This window comes from Longimicrobium sp., from assembly GCF_036554565.1.
In the GTDB taxonomy this organism is placed as follows: Bacteria; Gemmatimonadota; Gemmatimonadetes; order Longimicrobiales; family Longimicrobiaceae; genus Longimicrobium.
Window position 1 is genome coordinate 1 of the sequence record NZ_DATBNB010000037.1, and the last position, 4,240, is coordinate 4,240.

Genomic DNA, 4,240 nt, shown 5'->3' on the forward strand with positions numbered 1-4,240 from the left:
GGCCTCTCCCCCATAAACCCCATGGGGGAGAGGAGTATTCGACTGCGCTTCGGCTGGGCCCGCGCATTCGACTGGCTCCCTTCCCCCGCGCAGTTTGCGGGGGAAGGGCTGGGGATGGGGGGCGCCCGCCGCCGCGCCAGACCCCGTCGAGACGCACCAAACCCTGAAGTGTACCCCCTCTCCCACGCTGTTTGTGGGAGAGGGTGGCACGCGTGTCAGCGCGGCCGGGTGAGGGCCCCACGGCAGCCGAGGCGTCGGGTTTTGTGACCGCTGCCGCGCCCGGGCTGGTACGTGTCGGCCGCTAGATCCTTCGCCCCGCGACGATTGTGCTGCGGGCAGGTGCGGTGCGCCTGGGCCTCAGGATGACAGGGCTCTGTGACATGGCTGCTCAGCCGCGCGTCCGTTGCCGCCGATGGTAGGGTGCTTTGCGATGTCCCGAGGTTCAACCCCGCCCGCGTCCGTTGCCGCTCCCTGACCGCCTGCCGACCTCGTCCACCGGCGGGCGCTTCGCGGAGTTCACCGTCAGCTCAGAGTGCACGCCGCGCACCCCGTCCACATCCCACGTGTCGTCGGTGGCGTAGCGCACCTCGTGGTAGTCGGGAAGCTCGCCGCGCAGCGTCACCACGCCGTCCTTCACCTCCACCGTAATCGCCTCGGCGTCTACCCAGGTATCGTAGAAGAGCGCGTCCTCCACGTCCTTCTTCACCTCGTCGTCCGGGCGGCGGCGGGTGCGCAGGCGGTGGTGGTACGGGCCCAGGCCGTAGCGCGCGGGTCCGTGCACGTTTCCGCTCTCCCACTGCCCGTCTTCCCGCAGCGGCTGGGGCCCGCGATCGTCCGCCACGCGCCCTCCGCCAGCGCCGGGGTACGGGCGGAAGTCGCCGCCGTAGCCGCCCCGCGGACCCATCCCCATTCCGGGACCCGCGCCGCGGGCAGGGTTCCAACCGCTGGGTCCGGCCCAGCCGGCATCGTATGGCGGCATCCGTCGTTCCTCCGGGCAAGTGTGCGCCGGGCGGCGCGGGCCCACTGCCCGCGCCGCCCGAAATCGCCCGCGTCAGGGCCGCAACAACCGTTCCAGCCAGGGCTCCATCTCCCCGTCCGGAGGGCCGGGCGGAAGAGGCCGGCCCGCTACCTCGTGGAGCACCCGCGCCAGCCGGTCCGGCCGGTCCGTGATCACCCCGTCCGCGCCCCACGACAGCAGCCGGCGCATGTCTGCTTCCTCGTCCACCGTCCAGACGTGGACCGCCACGTTGTGCGCGTGCGCCTCGGTGATCCAGCGCGGACTCAGCACCTGCCGGCCGCCGCTGCGCTCCGGCATCTGGAAGGCATCCACCGGCGGTCGGTACAGGCGCGTGGCGTGCGCCAGGTGCAGGGCGTAGAACGCGTACAGGTCCTGTCCGCCCGCGCTGGTCGGCCCCGCGTAGTCGTGAAAGAGCGAGCGGTTGCGGCTGTCCCCGGCGGCAATGAGAACGCGGTGCGCGGATCCGGTTTCCTGGATGGTCCGCAGGACGGCGGCCTGCGCGCGCCCGTCCTTGACCTCCACGTTCACGCGCGCGTCCGGAAGCGCGTCCAGCACCTCGCGCAGGGTGGAGATGCGCACGCCGGTGTCGCGGAAGGGAAAGGTGCGGCCGCCGTCTGGCGTGTAGCGGTAGCCGGCGTCCAGCCGCTGCAGCTCGGCCAGGGTGAAGCCCGCCACGTCACCTGAACCGTCCGTGGTGCGGTCTACCTGCGCGTCGTGGATGACCACGCACTCGCCGTCGCGGGTGGGCTGCACGTCGATCTCCAGCAAATCGGCGCGCCACCAGTGCAGGGCGCGCCGAAAGGCGAGGAGCGTGTTTTCGGGCGCCAGCCCCGAGCCGCCACGGTGGGCGATCAGCAGGGGCGCGCCCGCCAGGTAGCGGTACCCGGGACGCGAGCCGCCACCGAGCGGAAGCCAGGGAGAGCGCACGGGAAGCGGAATCCGCGCGCGGCGGATCAGGCCGCGGCTTCCAGCCGGTCGATCTCGCCCGATTCCAGGCCGTACAGGCGGTACAGCACCAGGTCGATCAGCCGGCCGGTCATCACGCGGGCGTACACCAGCTTCTGCGAGTCGGCGCCGCTTTCCACGTAGGCCGTCAGGTCCAGGTACTTGTCACCAAGCATGGTGAGAATCTCCTCCACCGCGTCGGGGTGCGGCCGTGCGGGCGCCAGCGCGTCAGCCGGAACCTTCTCCACCAGCAGCCCCTCGATCAGCGCCAGGAACCCGGAGAACACCATCTCGGTCAGGTGCCCGCCGGGAATGGCCTCCTCGTCGGTCAGCTCTTCCCAGGCCAGCTCGTTGTCGTACAGGTCTTCGCCCTGGCGCTTGAAGTTGTCGAGCCCCTCGGGCGAAAGCGGCTCCGCGTGCTTGGCCACGCGCTCCGCTGGGCGGCCCAGCGACTCCAGGATGCGCGCGCGGCGGCGCTCTACGTAGGCGGCTCCAGACACGGGGGCGGCGGCTTGGCTGCTCATGGGGATCAACGGTTCCAGCGGGGCTGCGGACGTCTGCTTGGGGGGCTGAACATAGGCTGGACGCGGGCGCGCCGCAACGTGGGAGGGGAGTGCGTGAGTGCGTGAGTGCGAAAGTGCGAAAGTGCGAAAGTGCGAAAGTGCGAAAGTGCGAAAGTCGGCTCCCGGCGCGTCAGGCGTGCTGGACGGCGGCTTCGGGTTCTGCCGAGGGGGCGGTGGAAGGCTGTGCATCCACGTCCGCAAGGGACAGGTCCGCGCCGTCCAGGGAGCCGGGGTCCAGCCGCGCGCCCGCCAGGTCGGCGCCGCGCAGGATCGCGCCCTCCAGGTTCGCGCCGCTCAGGTCTGCCCCGGTCAGGTTGGCGCCGGTGAAGTTGGCGCCGCGCAGGTCTGCCCCGCACAGCCGCGCGCCCGTGAGGTCGGCGTGCTCCAGCGCCGCGTGCTCCAGCCGCGCCGCCGACAGGTCGGTGCCGTGAAGGTAGGCGCCGGTCAGGTTGGCTCCCTTCAGGTGCGCGCCCTCCAGGTCGGCGCCGGTGAGCACCGCGCCCTTCAGGAACGCGCCCGTCAGCCGCGCGCCCTTGAGGTGTGCCCATTCCAGGAACACGCCCTCGGCGTACGCCCACTCCATCGTCAGCCCCTCGCCGTGCACGCCCCAGAGGTTGGCCGCCTTCAGGAACGCCTCGGTGAGATTGGCCTCCGTGAGGTCCGCGCTCACCAACACCGCCCCGGCCAGCTCCGCGCCCGACAGGTTGGCCCCGCGCAGCGACGCGCCGGACAGGTGGGCACCCTTCAGGATCGCCCGCTCCAGGTTGGCCCCGCCCAGCTCCGCCCGCTCCAGCCGTGCACCGTGCAGGTCTGCCCCGCGCAGGCGCAGGTGGCCGGCGGCGATGAGCATCCACAGGTCGCGGTCCGAGAGAATGCGGGGCTCCATGGGCAGTCTCAGGGTGGCGGGTGAAATTCAGCCGCGGTCGGCGCCCTGGGGCGCAAGCCGCCAGCGCATGCGGCCAGCCCAGCCGCAGCGGGGGCACTCGCGGGCGGCGCCGCCCAGCCGGGCCAGGGCGCGGTCCAGCCCGGTGGTTCGCCCCGGCTGCCCGGTGACGGCGCGGCAGGTGGGGCACACGGGGGCTTCCGGAAGCGCGGCCACGTAGCGCAGCGCGACGTAGGAAGCAATCAGACTGATGGCGAGCACCGCCCACAACACTGCGGCCAAAGGCACCTCCCTGCGCCGCTTGCGTTTGGCCAGCCACGGCGGGGCCGACTCCGGACAGAGCTTATGCAACGCGCGTTCCCGGCGGATCGCACGGACCTTGCTCAGGGGCCAGGCTCCCCGAAACCGGCAGCGGAACGCGGGGGCACGGATGCCGCATGGGGCCCCACCCGAGCCGGGCAGCGGGCGCCGGCGCTGAACAACGAACCGCAGGAGTTGACGACGATGACCAAGCGCAACGAGGACCCCGCCTTCGATCCCGAGGAGATCGACGAGGCCGATCCGCTCGGCGAGCAGGCGTTCGCCGAGGCCGGATTTCAGGACGCCGACGACGGCGGCCCCGACTTCTCCGCTCCCGGCCTGGTGGATTCGGCCGATGACAAGCGGCCCGGCGGCTTCGGGCAGAAGGTGGCGGGCGTGCCTGAGGACCAGCAGCGCGTGCTGAACACGCCCAGCGAGCAGCGCCCGGACAGCGAGAACGCCGTCATCCGCGAACGCGGCGGCGAGAGCAAGGGTGACCCCGCGGTCGGCGGCACGCGGGACTGAGGGGGC

At 72.2% G+C, this 4,240-nt stretch carries 6 protein-coding genes; 1 reads left to right on the forward strand and 5 read right to left on the reverse strand.

What is annotated here, in order from left to right; translation table 11 throughout:
- Positions 1 to 442 precede the first annotated feature (442 nt).
- The 5 genes from VIB55_RS01070 to VIB55_RS01090 form a co-directional block, all read right to left on the reverse strand.
- Complete coding sequence (locus tag VIB55_RS01070; RefSeq protein ID WP_331874809.1) at positions 443 to 979, reverse strand: BON domain-containing protein; 537 nt, start codon at positions 977 to 979, stop codon at positions 443 to 445.
- A 72-nt stretch (positions 980 to 1,051) separates the two neighbouring features.
- A complete protein-coding gene (locus tag VIB55_RS01075; RefSeq protein WP_331874810.1) occupies positions 1,052 to 1,945 on the reverse strand; it encodes a glycerophosphodiester phosphodiesterase in 894 nt (297 codons plus the stop codon).
- Between the two features lie 26 nt (positions 1,946 to 1,971).
- Positions 1,972 to 2,487: a hypothetical protein gene (locus VIB55_RS01080; RefSeq protein WP_331874811.1), complete on the reverse strand. Its 516-nt coding sequence runs from the start codon at positions 2,485 to 2,487 to the stop codon at positions 1,972 to 1,974.
- Positions 2,488 to 2,656: 169 nt separating this feature from the next.
- Positions 2,657 to 3,412 carry a pentapeptide repeat-containing protein gene (locus tag VIB55_RS01085; protein WP_331874812.1) on the reverse strand — a complete coding sequence of 252 codons (756 nt, stop codon included), beginning with the start codon at positions 3,410 to 3,412 and terminating at the stop codon, positions 2,657 to 2,659.
- Positions 3,413 to 3,439: 27 nt separating this feature from the next.
- Positions 3,440 to 3,691 (reverse strand): hypothetical protein, encoded by a 252-nt coding sequence (locus tag VIB55_RS01090; protein WP_331874813.1) that lies wholly within the window; start codon positions 3,689 to 3,691, stop codon positions 3,440 to 3,442.
- A gap of 222 nt (positions 3,692 to 3,913) precedes the next feature.
- Between VIB55_RS01090 and VIB55_RS01095 the strand changes: the two genes are divergently transcribed.
- Positions 3,914 to 4,234, forward strand: coding sequence for a hypothetical protein (locus VIB55_RS01095; protein WP_331874814.1), 321 nt, complete (start codon positions 3,914 to 3,916; stop codon positions 4,232 to 4,234).
- The last annotated feature ends 6 nt before the right edge of the window (positions 4,235 to 4,240 follow it).